Source organism: Chryseolinea sp. T2 (assembly GCF_037203685.1).
Taxonomy (GTDB): Bacteria; Bacteroidota; Bacteroidia; order Cytophagales; family Cyclobacteriaceae; genus Chryseolinea.
Window position 1 is genome coordinate 62,259 of the sequence record NZ_JBBCAU010000014.1, and the last position, 26,837, is coordinate 89,095.

The 26,837-nt window shown below is 46.7% G+C and carries 25 protein-coding genes; 14 read left to right on the top strand and 11 right to left on the bottom strand.

Annotated elements, in window-relative coordinates; translation table 11 throughout:
• Positions 1-59: 59 nt before the first annotated feature.
• Entirely contained in the window at positions 60-1,166 is a 1,107-nt protein-coding gene (gene dprA, locus WBG78_RS29730; protein ID WP_337330184.1) for a DNA-processing protein DprA, read from the top strand.
• Between the two features lie 6 nt (positions 1,167-1,172).
• Here the strand turns inward: dprA and WBG78_RS29735 are convergent, their stop codons facing one another.
• Together WBG78_RS29735 and WBG78_RS29740 are read right to left on the bottom strand one after the other, a co-directional pair.
• Complete coding sequence (locus WBG78_RS29735) at positions 1,173-1,799, bottom strand: tetratricopeptide repeat protein (RefSeq protein ID WP_337330185.1); 627 nt, start codon at positions 1,797-1,799, stop codon at positions 1,173-1,175.
• Positions 1,800-1,851: 52 nt separating this feature from the next.
• On the bottom strand, positions 1,852-2,709 hold the full coding sequence (locus tag WBG78_RS29740; RefSeq protein ID WP_337330186.1) for a hydroxymethylglutaryl-CoA lyase: 858 nt from the start codon (positions 2,707-2,709) through the stop codon (positions 1,852-1,854).
• 149 nt (positions 2,710-2,858) lie between these two features.
• On the opposite strand from WBG78_RS29740, the gene WBG78_RS29745 reads away from it, so the two are divergent.
• From WBG78_RS29745 to WBG78_RS29770, 6 genes are all read left to right on the top strand, one after another.
• A complete protein-coding gene (locus WBG78_RS29745; protein WP_337330187.1) occupies positions 2,859-4,613 on the top strand; it encodes a DUF1800 domain-containing protein in 1,755 nt (584 codons plus the stop codon).
• Positions 4,614-4,632: 19 nt separating this feature from the next.
• Positions 4,633-6,339: a DUF1501 domain-containing protein gene (locus tag WBG78_RS29750; RefSeq protein ID WP_337330188.1), complete on the top strand. Its 1,707-nt coding sequence runs from the start codon at positions 4,633-4,635 to the stop codon at positions 6,337-6,339.
• Between the two features lie 24 nt (positions 6,340-6,363).
• Positions 6,364-7,254: an outer membrane beta-barrel protein gene (locus WBG78_RS29755; RefSeq protein WP_337330189.1), complete on the top strand. Its 891-nt coding sequence runs from the start codon at positions 6,364-6,366 to the stop codon at positions 7,252-7,254.
• A gap of 11 nt (positions 7,255-7,265) precedes the next feature.
• Positions 7,266-8,492: a hypothetical protein gene (locus WBG78_RS29760; protein WP_337330190.1), complete on the top strand. Its 1,227-nt coding sequence runs from the start codon at positions 7,266-7,268 to the stop codon at positions 8,490-8,492.
• A 149-nt stretch (positions 8,493-8,641) separates the two neighbouring features.
• Complete coding sequence (gene murB, locus WBG78_RS29765) at positions 8,642-9,667, top strand: UDP-N-acetylmuramate dehydrogenase (protein ID WP_337330191.1); 1,026 nt, start codon at positions 8,642-8,644, stop codon at positions 9,665-9,667.
• Positions 9,668-10,458: 791 nt separating this feature from the next.
• Positions 10,459-10,770: a hypothetical protein gene (locus tag WBG78_RS29770; protein WP_337330192.1), complete on the top strand. Its 312-nt coding sequence runs from the start codon at positions 10,459-10,461 to the stop codon at positions 10,768-10,770.
• Between the two features lie 10 nt (positions 10,771-10,780).
• On the opposite strand, the gene WBG78_RS29775 is transcribed toward WBG78_RS29770, so the two are convergent.
• Complete coding sequence (locus WBG78_RS29775) at positions 10,781-11,263, bottom strand: deoxycytidylate deaminase (protein ID WP_337330193.1); 483 nt, start codon at positions 11,261-11,263, stop codon at positions 10,781-10,783.
• 116 nt (positions 11,264-11,379) lie between these two features.
• Between WBG78_RS29775 and WBG78_RS29780 the strand changes: the two genes are divergently transcribed.
• Genes WBG78_RS29780 through WBG78_RS29790 form a run of 3 tightly spaced genes read left to right on the top strand, consistent with a single transcriptional unit; the run spans position 11,380 to position 12,978 of the window.
• Positions 11,380-11,922 (top strand): DUF2911 domain-containing protein, encoded by a 543-nt coding sequence (locus WBG78_RS29780; protein ID WP_337330194.1) that lies wholly within the window; start codon positions 11,380-11,382, stop codon positions 11,920-11,922.
• A 41-nt stretch (positions 11,923-11,963) separates the two neighbouring features.
• Positions 11,964-12,497, top strand: a complete 534-nt coding sequence (locus WBG78_RS29785) for a hypothetical protein (RefSeq protein ID WP_337330195.1) — start codon at positions 11,964-11,966, stop codon at positions 12,495-12,497.
• Positions 12,498-12,537: 40 nt separating this feature from the next.
• Positions 12,538-12,978: an META domain-containing protein gene (locus WBG78_RS29790; RefSeq protein ID WP_337330196.1), complete on the top strand. Its 441-nt coding sequence runs from the start codon at positions 12,538-12,540 to the stop codon at positions 12,976-12,978.
• A gap of 122 nt (positions 12,979-13,100) precedes the next feature.
• Here the strand turns inward: WBG78_RS29790 and WBG78_RS29795 are convergent, their stop codons facing one another.
• Positions 13,101-14,264, bottom strand: coding sequence for a PQQ-dependent sugar dehydrogenase (locus WBG78_RS29795; RefSeq protein ID WP_337330197.1), 1,164 nt, complete (start codon positions 14,262-14,264; stop codon positions 13,101-13,103).
• Positions 14,265-14,457: 193 nt separating this feature from the next.
• Here WBG78_RS29795 and WBG78_RS29800 point away from each other — a divergent pair, with 193 nt between their 5' ends.
• On the top strand, positions 14,458-16,380 hold the full coding sequence (locus WBG78_RS29800) for an ABC-F family ATP-binding cassette domain-containing protein (protein WP_337330198.1): 1,923 nt from the start codon (positions 14,458-14,460) through the stop codon (positions 16,378-16,380).
• 7 nt (positions 16,381-16,387) lie between these two features.
• Here WBG78_RS29800 and WBG78_RS29805 read toward each other — a convergent pair whose 3' ends face one another.
• From WBG78_RS29805 to WBG78_RS29815, 3 genes are all read right to left on the bottom strand, one after another.
• Positions 16,388-17,728, bottom strand: coding sequence for an LVIVD repeat-containing protein (locus WBG78_RS29805; protein ID WP_337330199.1), 1,341 nt, complete (start codon positions 17,726-17,728; stop codon positions 16,388-16,390).
• Between the two features lie 63 nt (positions 17,729-17,791).
• Positions 17,792-19,282, bottom strand: a complete 1,491-nt coding sequence (locus WBG78_RS29810) for an outer membrane beta-barrel protein (RefSeq protein ID WP_337330200.1) — start codon at positions 19,280-19,282, stop codon at positions 17,792-17,794.
• Positions 19,263-19,820, bottom strand: a complete 558-nt coding sequence (locus tag WBG78_RS29815) for an RNA polymerase sigma factor (protein ID WP_337330201.1) — start codon at positions 19,818-19,820, stop codon at positions 19,263-19,265. The genes WBG78_RS29810 and WBG78_RS29815 overlap by 20 nt, the downstream gene beginning before the upstream one ends.
• Before the next feature lie 81 nt (positions 19,821-19,901).
• On the opposite strand from WBG78_RS29815, the gene WBG78_RS29820 reads away from it, so the two are divergent.
• Positions 19,902-21,176: a type IX secretion system plug protein gene (locus WBG78_RS29820; RefSeq protein ID WP_337330202.1), complete on the top strand. Its 1,275-nt coding sequence runs from the start codon at positions 19,902-19,904 to the stop codon at positions 21,174-21,176.
• Positions 21,177-21,338: 162 nt separating this feature from the next.
• Here the strand turns inward: WBG78_RS29820 and cas6 are convergent, their stop codons facing one another.
• From cas6 to WBG78_RS29835, 3 genes are all read right to left on the bottom strand, one after another.
• Complete coding sequence (gene cas6, locus WBG78_RS29825) at positions 21,339-22,139, bottom strand: CRISPR-associated endoribonuclease Cas6 (RefSeq protein ID WP_337330203.1); 801 nt, start codon at positions 22,137-22,139, stop codon at positions 21,339-21,341.
• A 141-nt stretch (positions 22,140-22,280) separates the two neighbouring features.
• Positions 22,281-23,378 (bottom strand): redox-regulated ATPase YchF, encoded by a 1,098-nt coding sequence (gene ychF, locus WBG78_RS29830; RefSeq protein WP_337330204.1) that lies wholly within the window; start codon positions 23,376-23,378, stop codon positions 22,281-22,283.
• Between the two features lie 118 nt (positions 23,379-23,496).
• Positions 23,497-23,859: a DUF3276 family protein gene (locus WBG78_RS29835; RefSeq protein WP_337330205.1), complete on the bottom strand. Its 363-nt coding sequence runs from the start codon at positions 23,857-23,859 to the stop codon at positions 23,497-23,499.
• A 151-nt stretch (positions 23,860-24,010) separates the two neighbouring features.
• On the opposite strand from WBG78_RS29835, the gene WBG78_RS29840 reads away from it, so the two are divergent.
• Positions 24,011-24,928: a DUF58 domain-containing protein gene (locus tag WBG78_RS29840; RefSeq protein WP_443092814.1), complete on the top strand. Its 918-nt coding sequence runs from the start codon at positions 24,011-24,013 to the stop codon at positions 24,926-24,928.
• A 133-nt stretch (positions 24,929-25,061) separates the two neighbouring features.
• Here the strand turns inward: WBG78_RS29840 and WBG78_RS29845 are convergent, their stop codons facing one another.
• Positions 25,062-25,421 (bottom strand): 4Fe-4S binding protein, encoded by a 360-nt coding sequence (locus WBG78_RS29845; RefSeq protein WP_337330206.1) that lies wholly within the window; start codon positions 25,419-25,421, stop codon positions 25,062-25,064.
• An 85-nt stretch (positions 25,422-25,506) separates the two neighbouring features.
• Between WBG78_RS29845 and WBG78_RS29850 the strand changes: the two genes are divergently transcribed.
• Positions 25,507-26,523 carry an acyl-CoA reductase gene (locus WBG78_RS29850; RefSeq protein WP_337330207.1) on the top strand — a complete coding sequence of 339 codons (1,017 nt, stop codon included), beginning with the start codon at positions 25,507-25,509 and terminating at the stop codon, positions 26,521-26,523.
• Positions 26,524-26,837: the final 314 nt, after the last annotated feature.

Consider the following 26,837-nt stretch of genomic DNA (forward strand, 5'->3'; position numbering starts at 1 on the left):
ACGTTTGATCCCCTTTTTTATCTGCGGCGGTTTTTGCCGCGCACGTTAGCTATCATGTTATGGATCAAGAGCGACTAGCGCTTTTGGCGCTGCATTTTATTCCCGGTCTGGGTGACTACACAATTCGACAACTCATTGCCTATTGCGGATCGGCTGAGCAGGTTTTTCGTATACCACGAGGGAGATTGCTACGGGTTCCTGGTATTGGCAGATCTACTGTTCAGGGCTTCTCAGGTTCGCAGGCTTTTAAGGCTGCCGAAAAGGAAATACGCAAAGCTGAACAGCAATCTGTGGAGTTGATCTTTTACAATGATGATCGCTACCCTGCAAGATTAAAGCATGCACCCGACTCACCTACCCTGTTATATGCAAAAGGTAATCTGAATTTTGAAACGACCCGGAGCATTGGCATAGTCGGTACGCGCAAATGCACCGACTATGGGCGGCGCTGTACGACAATGCTGATTGAGGGTCTGTCGCATTATCAGCCATTGATTGTTAGTGGCCTTGCCTATGGAATTGACATTCATGCACATCAGGAAGCGTTGCGATATAACTTGCAGACCGTTGGGGTGATGGGCAGTGGAATAGATATCATTTATCCGTACGCGCATAGGACAACCGTAGGACTAATGCAGGAACGTGGCGGGATCCTTACTGAAAATCCTTTTGCGACAAAACCGGACGCACATAATTTTCCCGCCCGTAACCGAATCATTGCCGGACTCATAGATGTACTGGTTGTTGTAGAGGCGGCCGAGCGCGGAGGCGCTTTGATCACTGCTGATATTGCGAACAGCTACGACAGAGAAGTAATGGCCTATCCCGGCGACGTGAATAAAAGCTTTTCAGTGGGATGCAATAACCTCATTAAATCAAACCGCGCACATCTTATCAGTTCAGCACAAGACCTGGAGCGAATTATGAACTGGGATGAAGGAACATCTGCTCCCGCAGCGACAAGGAGATCCATAACGGTGGAGCTGGATGCAGACGAGCAATTGATTGTACATTGTCTCGAAGGTGCCGGGAAAGCATTGCATATCGATGAGCTTAGCTGGCGTACGGCACTGCCCATCGCGCGGATGGCCACGCTCCTGTTGAACCTGGAACTTAAGTCAGTGGTGAATGCTGCGCCAGGAAGGATGTATCAAATCGCCGGCTAACGCAGATCAATTGGCTTCCTCGCCTTTCTGATTGCAACGATCTTTAATCACCTCATAGGCATGAAGATCACCAAGCTCGCCCGCTTTGCTTAGATCAAGACAACCGTTCTTTGTGTCGCCAAACTCCAGTCGGAGAGTTCCCCGGAGGAAATAGGCATCCTGGTTTTTAGGATTCAGCTGAATAATCTTTGAGCAGTCGTTGATTGCGTCTTCATAAGCCTGTAGGAATTGCTTCGCTTTACCGCGGTTGAAATACGCGTCGATGTTATTTTCGTTAAGTCCAATGCAGGCAGTATAGTCTGAAATAGCGCCATAGTAATCCTGCAGTTTCATTTTAACATTGCCGCGGGCAAAGAACGCATCAGTAAACTTTGCATTCTTTTCGATAGCAGTGCTGTAGTCCTTCATTGCACCGTGAAGATCCTGAAAATTGTCTTTGATGTTGCCGCGTATGTAGTAAGCAGCCGCAAAGTTGGGATCTGCCTCCAGCGCCTTATTCAGGTGAAGAAGAGATTCAACATATTCCCGTTTCTCGTACAGGTCCTTGCCCTTCTGAGTCAATTCCTTGGCGTTCTGTGAAAAAGCTGCTGTTACCAGCAGAACAGCGCACGCCGTCATCAATGCGCGAGACATAGCCTAAAAAGTTTTATCAAAAGTATGTCCTGGAAATGAATGTTGAAATTTTCTACAGGTGTTGTGCTGGAAACGTCGCCGAAGCGCAGGCAAGTGCATGCTGCAACGCCGTGCGGTCGAGAGTTACAGGTGCACCTATCGAATCCAGCGCCGCAATCAGCAATTCGGTAGGAATGTTTCCAACCAGACTGTCGTTCGCCATCGGGCAACCGCCATATCCTTTCAAAGCTCCATCGATGCGTCTGCATCCCGCGTTGTAGGCTGCAAGCACCTTGTCGTGTGCATCCTGGGACCTGGCATGCAAATGCACACCGATTTCGATGTGAGGGAATTGAGGAATTAGTGCGCCGAAGAGTTCTGATACCTCTTTTGCCGACGCCACGCCTACTGTATCTGCAATTGACAGTACATCTGCACCGAGATCGATCATGCTTTTCACGAATGATGAAACAGTGTTCACGCCGTAGGGATCACCATAAGGATTTCCAAAACCCATACTGATATACACGACCAGCTTCTTTGAGGATTGAACACAAATGGATTTGATCACATCGAGTTCTTTGACCGCTTCATCAATCGACATGTTAGTGTTACGACGTTGAAATGTCTCAGAAATGGACAGGGGAAATCCGAGGTAATCAATTTTCTCGAATAGAGAAGCATCTCGCGCCCCCCGCTGGTTCGCAACAATGGCGAGGAGTTTTGATCGCGTACTATTTAACTCAAGTCCGCGGTAAACCGTCGACGTATCTTTCATTTGGGGAATGACTTTTGGCGATACAAAGCTCCCAAAATCGATTGTGTCGAATCCAACTTTCAGAAGTTGATTGATGTACCTTATTTTATTCTCAGTTGGCATGAATTCATCGATACCCTGCATGGCGTCTCGAGGACATTCAATAATCTTCATTCGCGTTCAGTTTATATAGGCAGGGACTAATAAGCCGATTTCCTGAAAGAGTATCCTTTCAGGTTATCGTTCTATTTGTCGTTTCGTCCCTGTTTTCATATAAAAGTGAAGTTAGAAGGATTAATTGACTCTCGAAACCTACTTGAATTATGCCATTACCGGAATTCACAGGCGCGCTTGGATTGAAGAGAGCTGCACACTTGCTGCGCCGGGCGACCTTTGGCGCAACGAAGGCTCAGATCGATTCATTTGCAGCGTTGACGCCAGCACAGGCAATCAACGCGCTTTTTCATCAAACGCTTCCCGATGCACCCCTTCCAATTGATCCGAAGACAGGATCAACATGGGTTGAATCAAAACCAACAGATGCAAACAGCGAAAACCTCGATGACCTCTTTAAACGTTGGTTTATCGGGCAGATGCTGAGCGCAGGAGTATCTCCGAGTCTGTCGCTTGCATACTCTGCCCGCGAACGACTTGTATTCTTTCTGCACTCACATTTTACAACGATCACTTCAACAGTCGGCAATAGCCGTTCCTTGTACTTTCAGAACGCATTGTTCAGGCTGTTTGCCATGGATGGACTTTCTGCCGATCCAGACGTCAACATAAAAACACTCACGGTTAAGATAAGCATTGACAATGCCATGCTTCGTCTTCTGAATGGAAACGAAAACGTAAAAGGTAGTGTGAATGAAAACTACGGACGTGAGCTGCTCGAACTCTACACCATCGGCCGTGGCCTGGAGGGAGCGCTTCCCGCTCAGCCTGGTCCTGGTGATTACATCATGTACACCGAGCAGGATGTAAAAGCAGCGGCGCGTGTACTTTCGGGATGGGATGTGAATGATGATTTCGAAGGTATCACCAATGCAACCATTGATGCCGATACCAACTTGCCCCGCGGAAAAGTCAAAGGCTCTGCGACCAATGCGTCTGCGCACGACAACGACCCAAAACAATTCAGTGCGAGATTTGGCAATGCTATAATTCAGGGAGATGCTGCGCTGATGGCCGGAGGAAATCCTACCGAAGAAAGTGCACTTGATGAGCTGGTACAACTAATTGACCTCATCTATGCAAAGCCTGAAACGGCACGCAACATATGCTGGAAGATCTATCGCTTCTTTGTGTACGCTCCTCACACCACGGCCGAACTGGTTGCACTGGATAGCGCGATAGTTGCCGAGATGGCCAACACACTGGCCTCTAACAATTACAAAATTCTTCCCGTAATAGAGAACCTGCTGCGAAGCACGCATTTCTATGAAGCGACTACTGGTACCGTAACAGACGATAACTTCGGAGGTATTATCAAGAGTCCTCTTGACCTTGTGGTTCAGTCGGTTCGTTTCTTCGGGATTCCGATCTCCGACATGACAAGTTCTCCCGATGATTTCTACACTCAGACGGGAGAGATCCATGAGTATATTGGCTCACAGGCCATGAACTTCTATGAGCCATACGATGTGGCCGGATATGATGCATTTCATCAGTTCCCTGTTTATCATCGGTATTGGATTACACCGAATACACTTGCGAACCGATACGCATTTGCGCGTAATCTCATAACAGCAAGCGAACCAGGAATGCTGAAGGCAAACGTATTTGATTTTGTTAAGAACAACATACCGAATGCTACAGCCGCAGATGCACGCCAGCTCGTTATGATGGTTGCTGATTATATTCTGCCCGTTACGGACAACCTCACCTATGACGATGCAACTGATGACCTGTCAGGACTTACAGCAAAGCGTTTGAACTACTTCAAAGAACGTTTCCTCCAAACCTTCGATGAGGCCTACTGGACAACGCGATGGAACGAAGGCGCAGGAGACCTGCGTGACCAGCTGGAATTTTTGTTCAACGCGATGATGCAATCACCAGAGTATCAATTAGCCTAAACGCCTAACGCCAATCCCCATGAACCGATCAAGACGAGATTTTCTTAAAAAGCTGCCGTTGGCCATGAGCATTCCGTTCACCATTGGTGGCATTCCTATGCGCGTGCTTGGCAAAGAGAATTCACTGACGCAAATGGCTGCTGCCAGTAACAACGACAGAGTTCTCATTATCCTGCAAATGCATGGCGGTAACGACGGGCTTAATTGTCTAATTCCCGTAGAGAAGTACGACGAATACTATAGCAAACGCGCTAACATCGCTATCCCTGCGAAGAACAGTGCGCGGCGCTTCATCCACCTCGACACAACGATCGCCGCTGATGCTCAGGTTGGTTTGCATCCCGACATGCATGCCATGAAAGGACTCTATGACAAAGGAAGACTTGCAGTAGTGCAGGGTGTATCCTATAAAAACAATAACGGATCTCACTTCCGTGGACGAGATATCTGGTTCATGGGCGGATCCGCTGATGATTATTATCAATCCGGTTGGGTGGGTCGCTATCTCCAGGGAGAATTTGCACCCAAGAAATATCCGGAAGACTTCCCCAACAATGAGATGCCAGATCCGCTTGCCATTGAAATGGGTAACGATGTATCGTTGATCTTCCATCAGCAAGGAAATATTCCAACTTCGATTTCGATAAATGATCCGGCGAGCTTCGCTGAGCTCGTGGGCGAACTTGAAGGATTTATTGATGAAGAAGTGGATCCACGAGGTATCCCTCCGGAATATCTCACCGGATCTCCGTACTACAAGGAGCTCGATTGGATATTGAGCTTAGAAGACAAGTCAAAGGACTATGCTCAGCGCTTATATGAGTTATGGCTTGCGGGCGGCGGATCAAACGTAACTTATCCTGAAACATATCCCTTCAATGCTCCGAAAGGGAGCATGAGAAACGGACTGTCGCCGCAGTTGAAGATGATTGCACGTCTCCTCGCAGGCGGATGCAAGACCAAAGTATTCCTTGTGAAGATTGGTGGATTCGATACACATGCCGACCAGGTAGAAAAGTACGATTCAACGATGGGGGCACACGCCGCGCTGATGTATCACATTTCGACGGCGATGTCAGCATTCCAGGATGACCTTCGTGCACGTGGACTGGAAGAGCGCGTGCTTAGTCTGACTACTTCTGAATTCGGGAGACGAATTGATTCCAATGGAAGTTTCGGAACCGATCATGGTACAGGAGGACCGATGTTTATTTTCGGTCGCGGCGTAGAACCGGGCGTGATCGGCAAAGTTCCGGACCTCAATACAGGGAACGTAGAGATGCAATACGACTATCGTTTGATATACGGTAACATCATGCGCGACTGGATGCTCGTTGACGACACGCGACTTAACGAAATATTCCCGGGTCTTATGACTGCGGCAGGCACCACAGACGGCGTCGTGTTTGAGCAAATTCCGCTCGCACAACAAACAATCACCAGCACAGACAGCTTTATAGGGAGTCGTTTCGCGCTCAAGGATTGTTACCCGAATCCGGCAAAGGATAAGACCACGGTTCACTTCATGGTGAACAGTGCATATCAGGTAAATGTCAACCTGATGAACAGCACGGGCAAGCAGGTAAAGGTGATGGTGGATGGGTACTATGAACCCGGTGAGCACCGTGTCGAAGTAGATCTCAGCGGACTACCCGCTGGACTATATGTTTATCAGTTCAAGACGGGATTTTTTAAAGACTCCAAACAGCTCGTTATTACCAAGTAACGAGTTGCAAAACACGAACCACCCATGAAAAAAACTACACTCCTCGCCTGCTTTCTACTGATGATGGCTGTAACGGTGTTCAGTCAGGATAAGAAGCGAAAACCTTCGATGTATAATAAGCAGAAGGAAAAGAAAGAAGATGTAAAATTTTTGGAAAAGCAATGGTGGCTGGGCTTTAAAGCCGGCGCTAACACGTCGAAGGTGAACGTCACGAATCGTTACTCCGTGATCTCCCCTTCTAACTATGAACTTACTACGATTAGTAAAAAGTACGACAACTTCGGGCTTATTGGATCACAGGCAACTTTGGAAGTCTCGTTTTATTTCAAAGGCTTCCTGTTAAGCTTCCAGCCAACATACCAACACACGCGGTTTTCCTATACAACTGACTACGAATGGACGTCCTCGAGCAATGAAAATGACCGTGTGCAGCTCAGCTACTACCAGGAGCAAAAGATCGACTACGCAATACTCCCTTTGATTGTTAAGTACGACATCTATGGAAACAAGCTTCGCCCCTACGTTCAGGCCGGCATTTATTCCGCTTTGCGATTGAATGCAACAAAGGCACTAAGCACCAGTGGAGTTGACTACGCTGCAGGCGGAAAAAATGAGTTCAAGACAGAAACGATTGATGTTGGTGTTGATGATCTGTTTGCGAAGTATCATTGGGGTCTGCTCGGTGGTGTTGGTCTAAACTACAATTTCAAAAACCACGTGCGCCTGAATTTCGATGTGATGTACAAGCTCGGCATGAGCAACATCACCTCCACGCAAAACAGATATGGAAGCGATCGCCTTTCTGGTGTCGGCGACGCCATGGATGATATGAAGCTGGACAACCTGTCTATTTCACTGGGTTGTCTCTTCCCTCTCCGTTTCCTCCAAAGTTCATTACAAACTCTTGACCGTTAATCCTCTCCGACATGAAACAATCACTAAACGCGATACTGTTTTTCTGTGCTGCTATTGCACTTACATCATGTTCTGAGGAAGAGAACCCTCAGTTTGATAAGGACACTTTTACGAAGATATACGACAATAATCAGTACGACGCTTCGAACTTCGCGATCGACATGCGTCAGACTCCGGATGGTGGATTTATCATATTGGGTGGACGGATTATTCCCGGCGATTCGACATACACTGGCATATATCTCATGAAGGTTGATGAGTTCGGTAACTTCGTTAAAGAAATGCTGGTCGAAGGCACCTCCGTTAATCCGATCGCAGGCCTGACTGAATATCAGACCAAATACTATTTCTTCTGTTCTGATCGCACGACATTGCAGGCACAGATAGCAAACGTGGATGCAAACCTGGAAAGCGTTGCAATGACAACCGTTCAGGGAAGTCTCACTTATCCTGCTGCCGCATCGTTTATTGACAACAACTTTGCTGTTATGGGGTATAACAATGCCGACCGTTTAACAACGATGTCGATCGTTACTCCAGATGCAGGTGTACTGGCCTACAAGGGTTTCATGATCGAGCCCAGCGATGAAGTAGAAGAGCCCATCATGGATCACTTTCAACGAACAGGACGCAAGTTTCCATTCGCAGTGGGTAAAGCTCCTAACGGGTTATACTATTTCAATGGCTTTTACAATTACACACTATCTCTCGTCTTTACAAATATGAAGGACGACGAGCCCAACGGTGTTGTTCAGGGCAGTCATGATGATGGAGGATTCAGTGCCATTGTTCCTGTAAGCGGCAACAAGTTTGCATCAGCGCGTTTTAATTTTGGTGACAATTATCTGATGCCTACTCGCGAAATCCCGACCTCAGGTACAAGTGGTATCGAGAGGCTAGGCGGATATAGTCTGCCTGAGATGGTATCCAATGCGAAGGTGCGAATACTGCGTGCCTCAGTTGAGCAGAACAGCGTTCAAAAGAACGTACTTATCTACGGAACAGACACGAAATCCAAACAGATCGGCCTTCTCTATTATGATGAAACAACGGGAGAGTTCATCAACAGCCGATATCTTGGATTCTCCAATCCGTTTGAGATTGCCAGCATTACACAAACCGCAGATGGTGGACTTGCCATATGTGGAATGACGCAAATTGCCGGGCGTTTTGGCCGCATTACTGTCTTTAAGCTGTCGAAGGAGCAACTGCAAGACGATATAGCTCAGGCTAAGTAATTAAGACAGACCTTTCGTAAGACCTGAAGCATTTCTTCTTAGGCGTTTCTGTATTGAAACGTACAGCCGTTGAACTTGCTGCGAAGTCTGAAAAAGCGTGTGAGAAACATCTTAACTGTTTTTCCTACCTTCGCGGTAATGTATCATTTATGATCCTTCAGGAAAACGTTGACTTACGTCCTTATACCACGTTTGGTATTAAGGCTGCTGCAAGATATTTCACGACACTTCGAAGTAATGAGGATGTTCATTCGTTCCTTAACTCCAGGCTATTCCTCAACGGAAAGCATTTGATACTGGGTGGAGGAAGTAACATGTTGTTCACTGGTGACTATGCTGGTCTTGTAGCCCGCATGGAGCTTAAGGGAATTCGTGTTGTTGACGAAACTCAGGATCACGTCACACTTTATGCGGCAGCCGGCGAGAACTGGCATGACCTGGTGATGTATTGCGTAGCCCATAACTATGGAGGGATAGAAAATCTTTCTCTGATACCGGGGACGACCGGCGCGGCGCCAATGCAGAACATCGGTGCATACGGAGTTGAGATCAAAGATGTCATTACTTCGGTGGAGGCCGTCGACAAGAAAAGTGGTGAACAGCGTACATTTTCCAATAAGGATTGCGCATTCGGCTATCGCGAGAGCATCTTCAAGCAGGAAGCGAAGGATCAATACCTTATAAATGGCATTACACTTCGTCTCACAAAACGTAATCATGTCCTTCATTTACAGTACGGCGCAATTCAGGAAACATTGAATGGAATGTCGATCGCTGATCCAACCATTCGCGACGTCAGTAATGCAGTTATTCATATTCGTCAGTCAAAGTTGCCTGATCCTGCTAAGGTGGGAAATGCAGGCAGTTTCTTTAAAAATCCATCAATTACTGTCGACGCCTTTCAATTGCTGAAGGAAAAATATCCATCTATACCATCTTACCCATCAACCGAAGGCTTGATCAAAGTTCCTGCTGGCTGGCTGATTGAGCAATGCGGATGGAAAGGAAAACGATTTGAAAACATTGGTGTTCATCCCAATCAGGCCCTTGTATTAGTGAACTACGGAGGAGGAGATGGAGGAAAGATATGGGATTTAGCTATGCAAATACGTGATAGTGTGATTGACAAGTTCAACATCACTTTACATCCTGAAGTTAACATTGTGATGCAGTGATCACATCATCTTCAACATTGAAGTATCATTGCATTACCTGTAAAAAATATCATGTCATCAAAAATATTCAACCAAATATTTTCATGAATAAAATATTTGTTATAACTTTTCGTATCGTTTAACAAAAAATTAAAACGCTATGGCAAAAACAGCGAAGAAGACAGCTAAGAAAGCAGCAAAGAAAACTGCTAAAAAAGCTGCTAAGAAAAAGAAGTAATTAGGCAAGGCCTAAAGAAACTTGCGAAGGGAAGTAGTTCAACTACTTCCCTTTCGTTTTTTATAGCTGCCGTCATTGGTGTATTTTATCAGTGATAATTCTTTTCGAAGGTATCCTGAGGTTCTGTTCGATCCATTTCCTTCTTTAACGTGTACCCCACACGTAAATCAATACCACGATGACATCTCATTGAATGTAAACCAGGAGTTTTCCGAGCCCTTGCAACTAACAAACTGAACAGCAACCGAAGTTTAATCTATGACCAATTATCATTGTCGGCGATTACGATTGTCGTCTGATTTTGAAGCAATGCCTGCATGAGAAAGGACTACGTAAACACTTAACTTCACTCTGCTCTGGTTTCACAGATCAAAAGTTAGTGCTTTTAACAACTGCAAGCAGCAGTTGGAGAAAACCCCTGGCCCGCTCGCGGCTCAATTCCAGGGTCGGTGTATAACGTGCATCCCAGACGATCTATTCCGGTTGCAGAAAAAATCTAATCACCCGGCTTGTCTTCCCGGGACGACGCCCGTAATTTAGTCTCACCTTTTTTATCAAAACAACCAACTCACACATGGCAAAGACTCCTTCTAAAACGCCTGCCAAGACTGCCAAGCCGGCAAAGGCAAAAGTCACAGGTACATCTATTGAAAAAGCCTCGGAAGAGGCACTCGCCAAACTGAAGTCACTAGGTCTCGAACCACAGTTGCAAGCGGACATCGAATGGTGTTTGGGAAGTTACAAAGCTGACAGCAATCCATCGGGGTTGTATGAAATGACGGAGCGGGCCATCGCTGTGCTTTCAGCAGAAAAAGACAAAAAGACCAAAGGTGTTACTGCAAAGCTGATCACTGATTTGCAGAAGGCCATCACCGCGCGGTCGTAAAGCCGAGGCGTCAGATCATGTGAGTGACGTTGGCGAGTGTGCCTTTGTATTGCTCTACGTCTACGCCAAATTTGACCAGGAAGTCAACGCCTTCATCCGAGGCGATGCCCTTGTATGCTGCATAAGAATTCAGGTAGATCACTTTGCTGATCCCCATAGAATAAATAATGCGCGAACAAGCAAGACAAGGTGACAGGGTGATATATAAAGTCGCGTCCGCTACTGAGGTCTTGTTTTTGACTGCATAGAGGATTGCGTTCTGCTCAGCATGGATCGCCAGGGAGCATCCTCCCTTGGAATCTCGCGGACAGCCAGATTCCGGCCATTCCTCATCACAATTATGCGTGCCAGCTGGGGGGCCGTTGTATCCGATGGAGATTATTCTTGTCTCCTTAGTCAATACTGCTCCTACATGGCGCTTGATGCAATGTGAGCGTCTGGCCAGGTTTACGGCCAATTCCATATATATGTCGTCAAACGCAGGTCTGCTCATATTGGGCTATGCCAGGCTTAAATTCATCCGTCAAAAATAAGACAGTGAAACGACAATCCAGCAACCCATCACATATGGCAGCATTGTTGTAGATGAATTTATTAACTTTAAAACGTATGCAACACCTGAGATACCTCCACAGGATCATGCTGTTTTGTTTCATCAGTGCTTCTGCTGCCCATGCTCAGGACCAGGACGAGACACCCAGGCCAAGCACATTCGCCCAGGCATCTATCCGATTCAAAGAAACCTATGTGAAGGTAACCTATTCGCAACCAAACAAAGGTGGACGCGAGATCTTTGGCAACGTGGTCCCCTATGGCAAGGTATGGCGCACAGGTGCTAACGAAGCTACTGAGATCACCACTACAAAGAACATTACATTGAATGGCTTTCTCCTGAAGGCAGGTACTTATTCAATCTTTACCATTCCAGGTCCCGATAGCTGGACAATTCTCATCAATTCCGAGCTTGGACTTTGGGGAGCATATAATCACAATCCCCGGCTGGACATTCTCAAGTTTCATGTTCCGGCGGCAAAATCATCAAACGTTCACGAACGATTCACCATCGAGTTCGCTCAACGGAATGAATCGGCGGATCTTTCATTGATGTGGGACGATGTAAAAGTGATTGTCCCGGTAAAGTTTTTAAACTGATTGCATGCTCAACTTTTGTTACCTCATTAAAATTCATATTCATGTCGTTTAACACAGGCTTTTCACGCGGGATAGTATTGATGCTTGCATGCTGTGCCTTTGCAAACTTTGCCTGCAGCCAGAATCTGGAGGAGCTTGAGAAACGCAATGGGTTCAAAGACATTAAGCTTGGTACTCCCGTAGATTCGATCAAGGGTCTTATTCCTGAAAAAGAATTTAAGGAAAGAAACGAATTCCCTGCCATGCTGTACCGCGTAGAAAATGAAGCATACGCCAGGATTGGTGAGGTAAAGGTGAGCCGGGTCGAGTTGAAATCCTACAAGGGCACTATCTATGAAATCGGAGTGTGGACAGACAAGGATCCGAGACTAATGAAGGCACTGGAGTCGCTTTATGGTCGGGCAGATTTTGATATGAAGAATGAAACTTACTTCTGGAAGACGGAGAACATTGTATTGAAGTTCAGATCCGATGGGAAGAGTAAGTTGGCCCTAACTTACATTTCACCTCCGGTACATAAGTCGATGAAGAGCGATAAGGACAAGAAGGTAGATGACATCGCGAATGATTTTTAACGGACCATGGGCGTCGTCCATCACTAACCAATCACAGCAAATGATAAGACGTGTTATGCTTGCTTCATTCGTGATTCTTCTTGCTCAATGTAAGAGTGAGAAGCCTGCATCTGAAGCATCTTCAACTGCTACGCTGACAAACACCTACTGGCGGCTCACCGAAATGAATGGCGAGCCTATCCAAACTCCTGCCGGAGTGCGTGAAGTGCATATCATTTTAACGCACACCGATCAGGAGGACAGGATCAAAGGCTTTGCCGGATGTAATAACCTCGGAGGCTCTTTCAAACTAGATGGCCAGAAGATCACGTTCTCCGCCTTTTCCACAAAAATGATGTGCCCACCCGAGCAGATGAAGGTTGAAGACTTTCTATTGAATGCATTAACCGCCACTGACAACTTTGAAATTAAAGGTGAAAAGCTCACTTTGCTAGAGGGACAAACGACGGTGGCGAATTTTGAGTCGGTGTATCTCAAATAGAGCGTCAATTAAGAATTAAGAATTAAGAGTTAAGAATTACCGGGCAGCCTGCGGCTGATTGCCAGCCACGACCTTCGGTTGTGATAGCGAATTCTTAATTCTTAACTCTTAATTCTTAATTCTCATCCTTTGTAGCTGACTCTGTATATGACGCCTGCCTGGTCGTCGGAGATGAGCATTGAACCGTCTGGCATCATCAGGATGTCTACCGGACGACCCCAGACTTTTTGAGTATCATTATTAAGCCAACCGCTGGCGAATACTTCGTGACCAGTGGCTTTATCGTTATCGACTTTTACCAGTGCTACAACATAGCCGCTCTTTTTGCTGCGGTTCCACGAGCCATGCTCGGCGACAAAGAGTTGGTTCTTGTAGGATGCGGGGAACAAGGAACCCGTATAAAACTTCAGGCCAAGGGGAGCCACGTGCGCACCCAGCTTATCTGCAGGAGGCGTGAAGTCGGAACAGGGACGTTTGCTGCCAAACTCTTTGTCGGATATCGAACCTTCATGGCAATACGGATAGCCGAAGTGCATACCGGATTTCGTGGCAATGTTGAGTTCGCATGATGGAATGTCGTCTCCGAGCATATCCCTACCGTTGTCTGTGAACCACATTGCCTTTGTCTGAGGGTGCCACGTAAAGCCCACGCTATTACGCACACCATTTGCAAACACTTCACGGCCAGATCCGTCTTTATTGATACGGGTTATGCTGGCAAATATTTTATCCTTGCTTTCGCAGATATTGCACGGCGCGCCCACCGGCACGTAGAGCTTACCATCCGGCCCAAATGCGATGTATTTCCAGCCATGGTGGGTTTCCGTTGGATAGTCGTCGTTAATCGTTACCGGTTTAGGTGGATTATCGAGGTGTGACTCTATTGCCGGAACTTTTAGTATGCGGCTGACTTCGGCGATGTACAGGTCACCGTCATTGAAAGCAACACCATTGGGCATGTTCAATCCACTCGCCACCTCCCAACGCTTGTCGGCTTTATTATCACCATTGGTGTCTTTAAGGGCGTAGATACTATTCTTGTCTTTGTTGCCGACATAAACGATACCCGAAGGACTAATAGCCATTTGACGCGCGTCCGGAGCTTCTGCAAATACTTCGATCTTAAAGCCCGCGGGCAGCTTGATCGTATTGAGAGGCAGGGACTCAGCATAGGCAGAGAGTGCCGGAACGCTTCCATCCGGCGTGCGCTTTCTGTCGCGTACGGTTGTATAGCCGCTGGCCAATAGTGCGGCAAGGCCAATGGCTGCGTATTTCATAGTTTTCATGGTAATTGCATTTATACGTTGAAGGTCAATTGAATAACTCTGTTGAAATCGATAGCAAAGCCCTAAACAGGGCATCGTCGTTTAAAATAAGGCTTTTCGTACTCATAAAACAGTTGATTTTTTTGGGGTTCCGGAGAAGGCAAAATCACGAAAGGCCTTAGCAGTTGCCCTTCGACTCGTTATTTTTGCTGCTATGGTTTCTGTTTCCAACATCTCCTATTACATAGGCGGACGGGCGTTATACGAAAACGCTAGCATGTTTATCAAGCCGAAAGACAAGATCGGCCTAATTGGCCTAAATGGAAGGGGCAAATCCACGTTGCTGCGTATCATCAACGGTGAGATGAAATTGGATGCAGGATCCATCAGCAAAAGCGGTGATTGTACCATCGGCTTCCTTAATCAGGATCTTCTCTCCTACCAGAGTGATGATTCAATCCTGACTGTGGCCATGGGAGCGTTCAAGGAGGTTGTCGACATCGAACGCGATATCGAGCATATCATCAAAAAACTGGAAACAGAATATGATGACAACCTGGTAGAGCGTCTGAGCAAACTGCAGGAAAAATATGAACACCTGGATGGCTACACAATTCAATCTAAAGCTGAGGAAGTACTGGAGGGAATTGGATTTGCTACGGCAGACCTTCATCGTCCCCTGAAACAATTCAGTGGTGGCTGGAGGATGCGCGTGATGCTGTCGAAACTTTTGCTGGAACGCCCTTCATTGCTCATGCTTGATGAGCCAACCAACCACCTTGACCTTCCATCAATTGAATGGGTCGAAAACTATCTTCGCAATTATGAAGGCGCTGTAATCGTCGTTTCGCATGACCGTACGTTCCTCGACAACGTAATCAGCAAAACAGTCGACGTCACCAATCAGCAGCTTGTTACTTACGAGGGCAACTATAGCTTCTACCTCGACGAGAAAGAGTTGCGCTCTCAGATACAGCAGAATGCGTACGAGAACCAACAGCAAAAGATCCGGCAAACTGAGCGTTTTATAGAGCGGTTCCGGTCGAAGGCGACCAAGGCCCGCCAGGTTCAGTCCCGTATCAAGGCGCTCGACAGGATGGACATGATCGACGAAGTAGTTGATGACAGTGCCGCGGTGAACTTCAAGTTTAAATTCAATCAGCAGCCCGGGCGATTTATTGTGACCCTGAAAGACGTATCAAAGTCTTATGGTCCTCTGGAGTTATTGCGTAAGACATCGATCTCTATTGAGCGAGGCGATAAGATTGCTTTGATTGGCGCGAATGGAAAAGGAAAATCCACGCTGCTGAGAATACTTTCAGGTACCGAGTCCGTAGAAGGCGAGCGTACGATGGGTTTCAATGTTATCCAGGCATTTTACGCACAGCACCAGCTGGAATCATTGCATGTGGAAAACGAAATCCTGGAGGAACTTAAGCAGGCTGGGTCTGGAAAAAGCGAACAGGAACTGCGCAATGTGCTCGGGTGTTTTCTTTTTTCTGAAGAAGATGTATTCAAGAAGATTAAGGTGTTGTCCGGTGGGGAGAAGTCGCGGGTTGCACTAGCCCGCACGTTGATTTCTGAGGCAAACTTCCTGTTGCTTGATGAACCGACGAACCACCTGGATTTTATCAGCGAGAACATTCTCATTCAGGCATTGGACCAGTATCTCGGAAGCTTTGTCGTCGTATCTCACAATCGTTACTTCGTATCACAGGTTGCTAACAAGATCTGGTATATTGAGGACAAGCAGATCAAGGAATATCCGGGTACTTTTGATGAATACGAATACTGGCGAAAGAAGAACGAAGGTTTGATCAAACCGGAGCCGCCTAAGGCCGAGAAGAAGGTGGACAAGGAAAAGCCAGTTCAACAGAAGAGCGATGCGCCGGCAGGCAATGCTGCAGCCCTGAAATCGCTTGAACGAGATTTGGCGAAAGCAGAAGAGGCTATTGGAGTACTGGAGACGCAGAAGGGAAAGATCGAACTTGAATTGACCAATCCTGAAGTGTTCAAGGACCAGGCAAAGCTTCAAAAAGTGAAAGAACAGTTTGAGAAAGTGAGAAAAGATCTTGAGGGCGCCAATAAGAAATGGGAAGACCTGGCGGGCAAGATCGACGAACTTTCGAACAGCTAGAACGTCATCAGTTTACACCGATATTGATCTGGCTCAACAATTTGATGTCTTTTGGGTTGGTATAATCATACTGGAATATTCCATCCTCTCCGATCATCATCAACAGGTTCTTGAATGGGATAACATCTGTAGCATTGATCCCCTTATAGTGGGCCAGCAGATTATTGTTAATATTGAGTACATCGGTTGCATCAAAAGCCTTCAAACCATCATCACCGTCGCATATGAAAAGAGTGCTTTGGTCGATGCCCAGCCCGTGAGGATTGCTCATTGCATAAGACTTAACCAGTGTAGGCTGCTGGGGATTTTCAATGTCGATTACTTCCAGGAGGTTCTGTCCTGCCTGACACATGTTCTCTGTCCGCAATGTAACATAGGCATACTTGTCGTCGACTACGACCGGATCGCAGCTTGTTATGTGCTGATACCTGCTGACCATAGCGGGCGATTCCGGAGATGATATATCGACAATATACATTCCTGTCCTGGCGCCGATATAAAGCTTGTCCTTGTGAGGAAAGATTGTCTCCATGTCCCAGTTGATGGATGTTCTGCTGCTTTCCTTTGGACCTTGCTCGCTCAATACATTTACGGCAATAACTTCGGTACCATCGATCATATAAAGATGATCATTGGAGATGGTAAACCTAGCCAAAGAACCGCCGACTCCCGGGCCAGAGCCATTCCCAGGAGCAATGGCGGTCTTTGAGCTAAGAGCTGGTACGGAGCTGGATGCAAATGCCAGGCCCGCGTCATAGTAGAAACCACCCCATGGCTGCGTGACAAAACTGCAATCCGACTGAGTGATCGTAACTGATTTATTTTCCTTCCATGAGGTGATGACGCAGCAGTTAACATCTGCGGTCAGTCCCATCACAGTATAGTGTTTGAATACTCCATTCAATCTTCCGACTTCTTTTACTGCCGAAGGATTGGATATGTCGAGGGCGACGAGATCGATGAAGCTGTCCGCATAGAGCGTGTTTCCCTTGATGGCCAGATCAAAGTTGCCTGGTACCACAAGAAAATTCTTAGCAACAGGCTGAGAAGGATTTGTGTTGTCAATGATATGAATGCCTTCGCCCGGTTCATTCACATACATGAAGCCATCTTTGTAGTAGATCTTTCCGACAGTCGTAATTGAGCGAGGGCCCTCAAGAGCAACCTGCGCCCGAATCTGTTCAACGGTCGTGTAAACAGGTTCATAATAAACGTAATCCTGCGTGGTTTCGCATGAATTGGTACAACCCTCCAATAAAACGCTGATACCTAACAGGACGGTAAGGAAAAGCAAGGCATAAAGCGATACATGGATTCGCTTTTGCAGTCTGTGGTCCAAAGTGTCCATAACCGTTGAGTGGTTTGTTTTCTTAGACACTTACCTTTTGTTAAAGGTTGTAAGAAAAAGCAACTATTTAAAAATATATCTGAACCTAAGTCCTACATCGAACGTAAGCGGCGCCGATTCGATTCCGACATCAGATTTATAGACTGAGCTGAATGGGTAACGAAGCGCCGGATTCAATGCAATACGATAGCGCTGCCCGATGCGATAGCTAAACTCCGTGCCCATTAACCCGCTGAAGTTAACTGTACGGTATGGAGAGTCGGAGCCACTGCTCTGAGTAGTCTTATCAAGGCTTCCTCCTTCGGGCGTGATAGTGTTCTCCAGAAAAAGGTCCGTGGAAATACCGGCGTTAAGCTGAACACCAAACTTTCGGTTCACTAAAAGATATCCAGCCTGCATGGGGAGTGTAAAATACTTCAGACTGTTGTTTACAGAATAAGGAACCGTTGGAGCAAGGCGATCGGTCGCAGCATCGGCCAAAGCTGGCAACTTGCCCAATGCATTAATCGACTCCGCCTGCAAATAGGCATAATCGGGGCTTGCAATCACGTTGTTCGCTACATAGTTTGAGGATTGTGTGAGATAATTTACGCCGCCCTGGACAACCCAGCGGTTTGCAACCTTTGCTCCGAAGCTGAGGCCCAGCGAATAGGCGACGCCACTGGCTTTGGACTGCTTGTCGGCGACGTTGGAATTGCTCGAGAAGCCATAATTCAAGCCCCTTGACTGAGCGGGAGCTGTGCTGTGACTGACAGCACTAAAGCCACCGGCTGCCAGCCCCAGAGCTGTCCATACCTTTTCCTGTGTGGCTTCTTTCTTCCTGCTGTTATCATCTGCCGACGCCAGCAACATCTCCTGTTCTGCAAGTTTTGACATCATAAGAGCAACCGGGTCGGCAGTTGACTCGAACGAAAGAGGATGCACCGATGCGGTATAAAAAGATGGCAACGCCCTTACCTGTACGACCTTGATCCTTGATTGTTCCTGATCATCTGAGGTGTTCGTCAGAGGATACTCCTGGTGATCTGAGTTATTATTCAGTGGACCTTCTTTAGTCAAAGCTACTGATTTGCCCGGCAGCGCACCTGGGCCTGATCCTTCGGCAACGGCCAGGCTACTCGCACCATTGGAACCCGTGGGTTGACCTGAACTTTTCTTAACAGATTTATCGCTTTCCGCCCGGGTTTTATCAGCAAGCGCCGATGACGCAGGAACTTGTCCCGCTGGCTCGGCACTTTTTGTCTGCTCCGTTGCAATAGCGGCAGAGCCGGTTTCGTTACCTTCCTGAGTTTGTCGTAACTGAGATTGCGCTACAAGTTGTTCTATCCTCTGGTCCCGATTGTTAACGATAAAATAAGCCACCCCGGTCGACAACAGTGCTAAAGTCACTGCGGCAGCAGCCAGCATTTGATAGAACGTAATCGTCCGGCGCATGGCGCCAGCCTTCTCCTTCTCAAGTTCCAATTCAACATTTGTCCACACCTTATCGGAAGGTGTAGCCTCAGCATCCTTGAAGGCGTCCTTTAACGAATCCTCAAATGTTCGCCTCTCCATATCTATCGTAGTACGTTGATTCCTGTAAGATCTTGGCCTGTAATAAACTCTTCGCCCGCGCGAATTGTGACTTTGAAGTTCCTTCGGATATTCCCAGCATCTCAGCTATTTCCTTGTGACTATAGCCTTCGATAGCAAACAGGTTGAATACAACCTGACAGCCATGTGGCAAAGCCTGGATCATTTCAAGCAGTTGATTGAAATGGATACCGGATATACTGACTTCCTTTTCAGGAAGGACAATTTCCGTTACATCCACCATGGGATACAGATACAACTTCTTCCGTTGCGCATTGAGGGCGGTGTTCACCATAATTCTTGTGATCCAGGTGTCCAGTTTCGCCTCCTGGCGAAAATCCTTCAGGTTCTGAAACACTTTAACAAATCCCTCCTGCACGATGTCCTCGGCTTCGGCCGTCGTTTTGGAATAGCGAAGACACACTGCCAGCATTTTGCGGCAATACCGGTCATACAGAGCCTTTTGAACAGCTCTGGAACCTTTTTTGCACCCTTCAATAAGCTCGTCTTCGCTGAGCATGTATCCGAATTGCGGGTCGGTTTGAATTGTTAGACACAGTTAACGCGGAGAAAGTTGGAAATCGTATTTAACTTAGCCCCAATGAGTTTTCGTGCGTTATTATATCATGTACTTATGCTGGCCTCATTGTCCAGCCTACCAATTTCGGGTAATTCTCAAAGTAATCCTAAAGTACTGACCTTAAGTGATTTCGCATACGAACCACAAATTCGCACGATTGAACTGACGCCTGAAGGTCAACCTCTCGAACCAGCGGTTGTCCAGTTTGGAAGGCCCCCCCTGCTCCTGCAATTTGACGACCTGGTGCCCGACCGTGAATCTTACTACGCACGGATCATTCACTGTAACTACGACTGGACCAAGTCCGACCTTAACGACCTTGACTTCATGGGCTCTTACAATGAATTCAACATCAACGACAGTGAATTCTCGGTGGATACCCATATCCAATATGTTCATTACTGGTGGCATCTGCCCACGGTTAAGATCCCGGGCAATTATGTCGTAGCTGTTTACCGGAGCGGAGACAAAAGCGATCTGATACTTACCAAGAGATTCATCGTATACGATAATCGTGTTTCGTTCTTAAACAACGGTAACGTTATTGGCCCTAGCTCAATCGCCAACGTAAATCAGCAGATCAACTTCACGGTTGGTTACGACAATCTTCCGGTGCCGAATCCCCTTATCGACATGCATGTTGTAATCAGGCAGAATGGCCGATGGGACAATACTGCCGTGGATGTGAGGCCAAGCTTCATACGCGAGATTGATAAGGAGCTGGAGTATAAGTTCTTTGACGATGAAAAAATGTTCAAGGGCGGTAATGAGTTTCGCTTCTTTGACATGCGCTCCCTGAATAATCCTGGAAGAAACGTGGGTACGGTTGTGAGGACACAAAAGCCCTATGCAGTATTTCTCGCTACTGATAAGCCGCGGATTACTGAGGCATACGGTCAGTACAATGATCTCGACGGTTCGTTCATGATCGAAAATTACGATTACCGCGATATTGCTTTTTCGAATTACGCTGACGTCACTTTTGCGCTGTCCAGTCCCGAGATTGATGGTGATGTGTACGTAACGGGTGGCTTTACTTACTGGAACCTTCTTTCCGAAAACCTGATGCATTACGATGCGTCACGCAAACTCTATACTTCGACGATTTTCCTGAAGCAAGGCTGGTATGACTATCAGTACATTGTGAAATCGAAGAATCTCCCTCCATACTACCTGGAAGGCACTCATTTCGAGACGGAGAATTACTACGAGATCTTTGTCTACTATAAGCCGTATCAGCCAAGAGCGGATGTGTTGGTTGGCTACTTGAGGCTGGAGAAGAACCCGAGGAAGTAAACAGGAATTAAGAATTAAGAATTAAGAATTTCTTGTTCGCAACGTGCCGCGCATTGATGAAATCTATAGTGAAGTACCAAGCAGGCATGAAGTTCCCTTCTAAACTTTATTCAAAGTCTGATACGTTTCCAAAAAACGCTTTACTTAAGTACAAATAATTCCCTAGGCGTAGTTTACGTCGTGTTGAGGTGCGCGCTGAATAGAATCGTTGTTAGCTACGTCCAGCATGCCGAAGCCTTTGTGTGTACAGTAACCCAAGCCGTTCTCGTAAACAAATTGCTGCACTTCACGGGCTGCGTACAGCGTGAATGGGAACGTGTAGCCGCGTACTTCAAACTTTACATCGTTATCATATAACGGATAGATGCGCGCAAATTTCTTGTGTGATGCCTGGATCCGCTGGATGTATTCATGGTCGGCAACGATCTGAAACTTATAGAAAGAGGCAAGTTGTTCAGGTGTGTATTTGCCCAGGGCTTCCATACGAGCGAGCGTCGACTCATACAACAGGTCAGAGAATTCGTCGCTTTCAGGAGAAACGAATTTCTTTCCCGTCTCGTCATTGAATGCTGCAGGGATTACTACTATAGGCGAGATGCAAAGGAATCTCGATTCATCGCTGATGATCACTGGCTCCTCCTCTTCCACAGATTCTGGAATAAGGTGCATATTGCCTACAATGACTTCACGCTGTTCAAACAATCGTGCAAGGAAGTACTCCATGAATTGTTTATCGGGGCAAGCAAACACAAGCGTGACCTTCGAAGAAAAGTAATGAAGGCCCTTTCGGCTCACTTTTGTCTGTCCCTTCAGTCCTGAAAAGTTATATTGATTAAAATCGAGATAGCTCTTCTGTGGCCCAAAGATCAAAAGCCCCTTGATGACTTGTGCAAGCAAGTACTGGTGATGGAATGGAACATACGCTCCCCTGTTCTTCAATGAAAAAATAATCCTGGCTCTCAAACCAAAAAATTTAATTGGGGTTAAAAAATATTGTGACTACATAACCAACTACTACGAGCACAAAACCGCTTAATATTGACTATGAGCAGCTTATAAAACTACTAAAAAAATAGAAAGGTTCGATGTGAATTGGTCGATTCTTTAGACGTTAAACCGGAAATGCATGATGTCTCCATCGTGTACAACGTATTCTTTGCCCTCCACGGCCATTTTACCTGCTTCCTTACATCCCTGCTCTGTTTTATATTGCTGATAATCAGTAAGTTTAATTACTTCAGCTCTAATAAAGCCTTTCTCGAAATCAGTGTGGATTACGCCGGCAGCCTGTGGCGCTTTCCAGCCCTTTCGGATGGTCCAGGCACGGACTTCCTTCTCTCCGGCGGTAAAATAAGTGATGAGGTTTAGAAGGGCATAAGACGCTCGTAATAACTTATTTAGGCCGGATTCGGTTAAGCCATATTCTGCCAGGAATACCTCCCGATCTTCGGCATTTTCTAACTCCGCAATCTGCGCTTCAATAGCCGCGCTGATCACCACTACCTCGGCACCCTCCGCTGCTACATGGGCCCGCAGCTGGTCGACGTATTTATTGCCTGTATTGACAGAAGCCTCATCTACGTTTGCTACATAAACGACCGGCTTATCGGTGAGCAGCTGCAGGTCGGCTATCGCCATCCGGTCCTCATCCGAAGATTGCACAGATCGTGCGTTACGACCTTCCGACAGTGCAGCGCTAAAAAGCTGGAGCACCGACAGTTCCTTCTTCATTTTGGCGTCGCCGCTTTTCGCAGCCCGTTCAACGCGAGAGATCTTTTTGTCGACCGATTCCAGGTCCTTTAATTGAAGTTCCGTATCAATGATTTCCTTGTCCGAAACCGGATTGACTTTTCCATCCACGTGAACAATGTTGTCGTTGTCAAAGCACCGCACGACGTGGACTATGGCATCTACTTCGCGAATATTGGCAAGGAACTGGTTGCCCAGACCTTCACCCTTGCTGGCTCCCTTTACGAGGCCGGCGATATCAACAAATTCAATGGAAGTCGGGACGACCTTTTGAGGGTTCACAAGCCCTTCGAGGATCTTCAGGCGCTGATCGGGTACTGCTATTACGCCGACGTTGGGTTCGATCGTACAAAACGGGAAGTTTGCGGCCTCGGCCTTGTTATTTGAAATAGCATTGAACAAAGTCGATTTCCCCACATTTGGCAGCCCGACGATCCCGCATTGAAGTCCCATTGATTTCTAAGATTTGGGCGCAAATATAGGAAAAACTCTGCCCTGCGAGCTTCTAAAACAAAAAGCCATCCCGGATCGGAATGGCTTTTCTAATTATAGATTCAGGTCAGGTTGGTTATTATTCCCATTTGAGGTCAGAGTCAACGCCATTCGACTTTGAACCGCCTTCGGCTTCGGCCTCTTCACGTTCGTGCATATGGTCGAATTGCGAAAAATCGACGTTAGGCATAAGCTCGTTCTTTACGTGGTTAACAGTATTTGTCAACGCGTCCATGAACTTATTAAAGTCTTCTTTGTAGAGGAAAATCTTGTGCTTCTCGTAAGTAAACCCATCTTCCTTGAAGCGCTTTTTGCTTTCGGTGATAGTCAGGTAATAGTCATTCGAACGGGTAGCTTTCACATCAAAAAAGTAAGTCCTCTTCCCTGCTTTTACTTTTGCGGAGTAAATTTCATCCCTGCCGTTATTCTTGTTTTCTTCCACAATCCATCAATTTAAAGTTCCTAGATTTAAGTTTGGTCCAGACTAAGGTAGTATTTTGAGAAATGATTGCAAACAACGGTATTAATATTTTAGTTTAGGTCGTTACAACAAATAATTCGGCAAACGACATTTTCAGCCCAAGTAAAGATAAGTGAGGATAGAACCTTCGGATAACATCTCAAAAGCAAGTTTGGAACTACTTGCGCGACAATTGGTGGAAGGATTCATTACGGGTCTTCACAAGTCGCCCTACCATGGTTTTTCCGTTGAATTTGCGGAGCATCGCCTTTACAATGAAGGTGAGACTACCCGTCACGTTGACTGGCGGGTTTACGCGCGTACGGATAAGCTTTTCACCAAGCGTTATGAGGAGGAAACGAACCTTCGCTGCCTGATAGCAATCGACATTTCCTCGTCTATGTTTTATCCGGCGCAGACCAAAGCGAAGATACGATTTGCGAAGCATGCAGCCGCAGCGTTGGCCTATCTTCTGAACCGCCAGCGGGATGCCGTTGGGGTGTGTTTATTTTCGGATGCGATCGAAGTGCTCACCCCTGTGAAATCGTCGGCCACCCATCTTGATAAATTGTTACGCGTTCTCAATGATATAGATGTCAAAGAGAAGTCGGTTCCGGCGCCGCGTGGAGGAACTCATGTCGCGGCTGTCCTGCATGAGCTTGCAGAAAAAATTCATCGCCGTTCTCTGGTCGTAATTTTTAGCGATATGTTCGACAGCAGCGAGAATGCCGATGATTTGTTTAAGGCATTGCAGCATTTGAAACACAATCGTCATGAGGTGATCGTGTTTCATGTAATGGACAATCAAACGGAGCTGCTTTTCAATTTTGATGACAGACCGATGGAGTTTATTGACCTTGAGAGCGGCGAGCGATTAAAGCTGAATCCCGCGGATGTGAAAGAAAGTTACAAGGAAGCAGCAGAGCGTTTTCACAAGTCATTGAAGATGCGCTGCAATCAGTATAAGATTGACTTTATTGAGGCGGACGTAAGGTCGGACTTTGATGTGATTCTACAGACGTACCTTATTAAGCGAGAGAAAATGCGATAGGATTGAAAAATTGAAAATTAATAAGGGGCCTTTTGAGCCCCTTCTTTTTTTCTTACAGAATGCTTCGAACAGAAAGCAAAGTTGTATCCTTTTACAGTATTCGACGGCCTTACCAGTCGGCGCGAATAACCGATTACTCCTGCTCAACTTCCTGGTGCAACCAGGCCTTTTTAGCAAGCAGTTCTTCCTTGGCCTCGACCATGTCAGGGTCGGGAACGCAGCAGTCTACAGGGCAAACTGCCGCACACTGAGGTTCTTCATGAAACCCAGTACATTCCGTACACTTACCAGGGACGATATAGTAAAATTCATTGGACACAGGTGTCTGCGCGTCTTTCGCATCGATCGACGATCCATCCTCCAGCTCAACGGTTTCCAGCTTGGTACCACCCGCCCAGTTCCATTCCTGGCCGCCTTCGTAGATGGCTGTATTGGGGCATTCCGGTTCACATGCACCGCAGTTGATGCATTCGTCCGTAATTATAATTGCCATGCTTTTTCTAATTTTACCAGATTACAAATTTACATCAATTCAACCATAAAAACGGACGGCCAGTTCAAAAGTTTAAGGGAAGATTATGAGGGTTGACGAACGAATTTCAGCATTCAGCATGCTGGGCAAGGAACTGAGTTCACTGGATGAAGATACCTTTCAATCGTTAGCATTCCGCGCTAAGAATGAAAATGCATGGTTCACCGTAGATAGTGTACGAATGGCCGTTCGGGGAATAACGTCCTGGCTGGATGCTGGTAAGCTACTAGCCTGGACGTCCGGATACAATCTGAATGTCGCGCCGTGTACGATTGCAATTGTCATGGCCGGTAACCTTCCGCTGGTTGGTTTCCACGACTTCTTATGCGTGCTCATTGCAGGGCACAAAGTCATGATCAAGACTAGTTCGAAGGATACTGTCCTCATCAAATATATAATCGACGCACTGGTTCGCATTGAACCGCGATTCAGCGACAGAATCATAGTAGCAGAACAGCTCAAGGGGTTTGACGCAATCATTGCCACGGGTAGCGACAATACTTCGAGATATTTCGAATACTACTTTGCGAAGTATCCGCACATTATACGACGCAACAGAACGTCTGTAGCCGTTATCAACGGAAGTGAAAGCTCTGATGAACTGGCCGCATTGGGAACTGATGTGTTCAGCTACTTTGGTTTGGGCTGTCGCAATGTGGGAAAGGCGTTTCTTCCCAAGGGATACGAAGCTCAGAAACTTTTAGAGTCGTGGAGTACTCATCAGGATATCGTTCATCATCACAAGTACTGTAACAATTACGACTATCAAAAATCAGTTCTGCTCGTAGCGCAGCTGCCGTTCCTGGATAGCGGCTTCGTTATGCTACAGCCCAATGAGAGACTTTTCTCTCCACTATCCGTCGTCTACTATGAGTTCTATGATGATGACGATTCACTCGCCAAGAAACTGCTTGCCTTCGAGGACAAGATCCAATGTATCGTTTCAAAAAACGGCGAGATAAAATTCGGACAGTCGCAGTTCCCGTCACTATCTGACTACGCTGACAGAATTGACACAATGTCATTTGTAACGTCTTCAATACTTGCAGTCAAAAGCAAGTGACAACCAGAGCCCTGAGTCTGGGAAAGTGTGGGAATAGTCTGGGCGGAGTGTGGGAAAGTGCGATGAGACTCTGGGAGAAGAGCGATAAGAGAGCGGCAAAAGTGCGGAGTGAGAGCGTTACAAGAGCGTCGCGACTGCGTAAAAAGTCTTACCTCTGATAAGTCTCTGGTAAGTCTCTGGTAAGTCTCTGATAAGTCTCTGATAAGTCTCTGACAAACTCGTGCCGGCGGGTACGACGAGACTGTCAAGTGAACTGTGTCAAGGTTTGAAAATTCACCAACTTGACACAAATATGGAAGAGAAAAAGGAAGAAC

Coding starts and splice junctions, on each gene's coding strand:
- dprA (WP_337330184.1), top strand. CDS start 60: ATGGATCAAGAGCGACTAGCGCTTTTGGCGCTGCATTTTATTCCCGGT.
- WBG78_RS29735 (WP_337330185.1), bottom strand. CDS start 1,799: ATGTCTCGCGCATTGATGACGGCGTGCGCTGTTCTGCTGGTAACAGCA.
- WBG78_RS29740 (WP_337330186.1), bottom strand. CDS start 2,709: ATGAAGATTATTGAATGTCCTCGAGACGCCATGCAGGGTATCGATGAA.
- WBG78_RS29745 (WP_337330187.1), top strand. CDS start 2,859: ATGCCATTACCGGAATTCACAGGCGCGCTTGGATTGAAGAGAGCTGCA.
- WBG78_RS29750 (WP_337330188.1), top strand. CDS start 4,633: ATGAACCGATCAAGACGAGATTTTCTTAAAAAGCTGCCGTTGGCCATG.
- WBG78_RS29755 (WP_337330189.1), top strand. CDS start 6,364: ATGAAAAAAACTACACTCCTCGCCTGCTTTCTACTGATGATGGCTGTA.
- WBG78_RS29760 (WP_337330190.1), top strand. CDS start 7,266: ATGAAACAATCACTAAACGCGATACTGTTTTTCTGTGCTGCTATTGCA.
- murB (WP_337330191.1), top strand. CDS start 8,642: ATGATCCTTCAGGAAAACGTTGACTTACGTCCTTATACCACGTTTGGT.
- WBG78_RS29770 (WP_337330192.1), top strand. CDS start 10,459: ATGGCAAAGACTCCTTCTAAAACGCCTGCCAAGACTGCCAAGCCGGCA.
- WBG78_RS29775 (WP_337330193.1), bottom strand. CDS start 11,263: ATGAGCAGACCTGCGTTTGACGACATATATATGGAATTGGCCGTAAAC.
- WBG78_RS29780 (WP_337330194.1), top strand. CDS start 11,380: ATGCAACACCTGAGATACCTCCACAGGATCATGCTGTTTTGTTTCATC.
- WBG78_RS29785 (WP_337330195.1), top strand. CDS start 11,964: ATGTCGTTTAACACAGGCTTTTCACGCGGGATAGTATTGATGCTTGCA.
- WBG78_RS29790 (WP_337330196.1), top strand. CDS start 12,538: ATGATAAGACGTGTTATGCTTGCTTCATTCGTGATTCTTCTTGCTCAA.
- WBG78_RS29795 (WP_337330197.1), bottom strand. CDS start 14,264: ATGAAAACTATGAAATACGCAGCCATTGGCCTTGCCGCACTATTGGCC.
- WBG78_RS29800 (WP_337330198.1), top strand. CDS start 14,458: ATGGTTTCTGTTTCCAACATCTCCTATTACATAGGCGGACGGGCGTTA.
- WBG78_RS29805 (WP_337330199.1), bottom strand. CDS start 17,728: ATGGACACTTTGGACCACAGACTGCAAAAGCGAATCCATGTATCGCTT.
- WBG78_RS29810 (WP_337330200.1), bottom strand. CDS start 19,282: ATGGAGAGGCGAACATTTGAGGATTCGTTAAAGGACGCCTTCAAGGAT.
- WBG78_RS29815 (WP_337330201.1), bottom strand. CDS start 19,820: ATGCTCAGCGAAGACGAGCTTATTGAAGGGTGCAAAAAAGGTTCCAGA.
- WBG78_RS29820 (WP_337330202.1), top strand. CDS start 19,902: ATGAGTTTTCGTGCGTTATTATATCATGTACTTATGCTGGCCTCATTG.
- ychF (WP_337330204.1), bottom strand. CDS start 23,378: ATGGGACTTCAATGCGGGATCGTCGGGCTGCCAAATGTGGGGAAATCG.
- WBG78_RS29845 (WP_337330206.1), bottom strand. CDS start 25,421: ATGGCAATTATAATTACGGACGAATGCATCAACTGCGGTGCATGTGAA.
- WBG78_RS29850 (WP_337330207.1), top strand. CDS start 25,507: ATGAGGGTTGACGAACGAATTTCAGCATTCAGCATGCTGGGCAAGGAA.